Source organism: Geoanaerobacter pelophilus (assembly GCF_018476885.1).
GTDB lineage: Bacteria > Desulfobacterota > Desulfuromonadia > Geobacterales > DSM-12255 > Geoanaerobacter > Geoanaerobacter pelophilus.
This window is the reverse complement of the sequence record NZ_JAHCVJ010000033.1, coordinates 1-483: the sequence shown is the minus strand read 5'-3', so window position 1 is coordinate 483 and position 483 is coordinate 1. Positions and strand designations below refer to the sequence as shown.

1 protein-coding gene is annotated in these 483 nt (G+C 55.5%); it reads left to right on the top strand.

Translation table 11 applies throughout. The features are described from left to right. On the top strand, window positions 1-483 hold a 483-nt coding region (locus KI809_RS20380; protein ID WP_246559549.1), incomplete at its 5' end, for an EF-Tu C-terminal domain-related protein.

Genomic DNA, 483 nt, shown 5'->3' with positions numbered 1-483 from the left:
GGTATCGTCAAGGTTGGCGAGGAAATCGAGATAGTTGGTATCAAGGCAACCGCCAAGACCACCGTAACCGGTGTTGAAATGTTCCGCAAACTGCTCGACGAAGGTCGTGCTGGCGACAACATCGGCGCCCTGCTCCGCGGTGTCAAGCGTGAAGACATCGAGCGCGGTCAGGTTCTGGCAAAGCCGGGTTCCATAACACCGCACACCAAGTTCAAGGCAGAAGCATACATCCTGACCAAAGAAGAGGGTGGTCGTCACACTCCATTCTTCAACGGCTACCGTCCGCAGTTCTACTTCAGAACAACCGACGTAACCGGGATCGTAGATCTTGCCGCCGGCACCGAGATGGTAATGCCTGGTGACAACGTAGCAGTAACCATCAACCTGATCACCCCGATCGCCATGGACGAAGGTCTCCGCTTCGCAATCCGTGAAGGTGGCCGCACCGTAGGCGCAGGCGTAGTTAGCTCGATTATCGAATAA